This window comes from Streptomyces sp. NPDC004561 (genome assembly GCF_053602155.1).
In genome coordinates, this window is the sequence record NZ_JBSGDB010000847.1 from 1 (window position 1) to 1,889 (window position 1,889).

2 protein-coding genes and 1 pseudogene are annotated in these 1,889 nt (G+C 75.5%); 2 read left to right on the forward strand and 1 reads right to left on the reverse strand.

Going from position 1 to position 1,889, the window contains the following annotated elements:
• A partial coding sequence (locus ACWEN3_RS46005; protein WP_452984343.1) for a TIGR03086 family metal-binding protein occupies positions 1-441 on the reverse strand: 441 nt, incomplete at its 3' end.
• A 100-nt stretch (positions 442-541) separates the two neighbouring features.
• Between ACWEN3_RS46005 and ACWEN3_RS46010 the strand changes: the two genes are divergently transcribed.
• Both ACWEN3_RS46010 and ACWEN3_RS46015 read left to right on the forward strand, forming a co-directional pair.
• Positions 542-1,579: a helix-turn-helix transcriptional regulator gene (locus ACWEN3_RS46010; RefSeq protein WP_452984345.1), complete on the forward strand. Its 1,038-nt coding sequence runs from the start codon at positions 542-544 to the stop codon at positions 1,577-1,579.
• A gap of 45 nt (positions 1,580-1,624) precedes the next feature.
• Positions 1,625-1,889 (forward strand): annotated as a pseudogene (locus tag ACWEN3_RS46015) (hypothetical protein); the annotation flags it as partial.

The window sequence follows — 1,889 nt, forward strand, 5'->3', positions numbered from 1 at the left end:
CGGCTCCGGGTCGAGTTCGTGCGGGTGCCCGAGGGCCTCGGCGAGGTCCCAGGTGTGGGCGACGATCTCCATCACATAGCCCGCGAGGGCGCCGTGCCCCGGGACCTCGCCCCAGGGCACCCGCACCGGCGCCGTCATCCGCTCGTCGCTCTCCCACGCCTTGAGGGCGCGCACGCGCACCTCGTCGTAGGCGGCCGCCCAGCCGTCGTCCGCGACGCCCTCGGCGAACGGGTGCACGGCGAGCCCGTCGCCGCCCTCGCCGACGACCGCGATCCGCAGGGTGCCGCCGACCATGTGGCTCAGCAGGGTCCGTACGTCGAACTCGGCGCAGGGCGTGGGGCCGTCGAGCCGCTCGGGGCGCACGGCCTCGATGAGGGCGGCCGCCTGCTCGGTGGCGCGGGCGTAGACGGGCCGCGGGTCGGTGAACTCGGTGCTGTTCATGATGGGCCTCTCCGTAGGTCGGTACGCCGAGGATCGCGGGTTAACCTGACAACTTCCGTCAACATTTGCGCGGGACTCCGCGACGGCGGATCCTTGGGCCGTGAAGTCCGACCGGCTGCTGTCGATCCTGCTGCTCCTGCAGACCCGGGGCCGGGTCCCCGCCCACGAACTCGCCGGCCGCCTGGAGGTGTCGGTCCGCACCATCTACCGGGACATCGAGGCCCTGTCGGCCTCCGGCGTCCCGGTCTACGCCGAGCGCGGCCGGCACGGCGGCATCGAACTCCTCGCCGGTTTCCGCACCGACGTCACCGGGCTGACCGCCGACGAGTCCCGCGCCCTGTTCATCCTGGCCGCCCAGGGCGCCCATGCCGCGCTCGGTCTCGACGCGGCCCTCGGCTCGGCCCTGCGCAAGGTGATGGCCGCGCTGCCGGCGCCGCACCGGCCCGCCGCCGAGGCGACCAGCCGCCGCATCCTGGTCGACGCCACCCGCTGGAAGAGCGGCCCGCAGGGGTCCGTGGACCTGGAGGTGCTGCAGGACGCTGTGTTCAGCGACCGCCGGCTGCGGCTGCGCTACCGGCACGGCGGGGAGCGGGAGCCGAGGACGTACACCGTGGACCCGTACGGCCTGGTCGCCAAGGCCGGGGTCTGGTACCTGGTCGCCGACCGGCGCGGCCGGCCGCAGCTGTTCCGGGCCGACCGGGTGGGCTCGGCCCGGCTGCTGGACGATCCCGTACGGCGCCGGCCCGGCGTCGAACTCGCGGACGCCTGGGAGGTGTTGCGCCGCCAGGTGGAGGAGCGGGAGGGCGGGGTCGAGGTCACCGTGCGGCTCCGGCGCGAGTGGCTGGACATGTTCCGGCGGGTGTTCGCCTCCCAGCTCACGGCCCTGCCCGAGGACGACGGCACGAGCGACCGGGTCACCGCCCGGCTGTCGTTCCCGGCGCTGCGCGCGGTCCGTCAACTCCTCTGCCTCTGCGACCAGGTGGAGATCCTGGACCCGCCCCAGGCACGCGCGGAACTGCTCGCGGGGGCCGCTTCCGTCACGGCCCTGTACCAAGAGGCCGAGGGCGCCGCCTCGGCGTCCGGATCGACAGCGGGCGGACAGGGCGGTCCCAACCGCCTCCCAGACGCCGCTGGTTGAGTGCGGCTCCTCAGGACCTCCTCATCCTTGCCGGAGCCGACTCCCATGAAGCGCGCACGCCTTGTCCCCGCCGCCGCCCTGCTGACGCTGTCCCCGCTGCTGCTGACCGCCTGCAGCCCGGGCGGCTCGCCGTCCTCGACCGGCGGCGGCCCGGGCGGCTCGCCGTCCTGCGGGGCGCCGTCCGGCATGCCGGACGGGGCGCCCTCGGGAGCCTCCACGCCGCGGCCGACCCGCACACCGTCGGGAATGCCGTCGGGGACGCCCTCCGGCGCGCCCTCGGGCATGCCGAGCGGTGCGCCGGGGGGCCGGG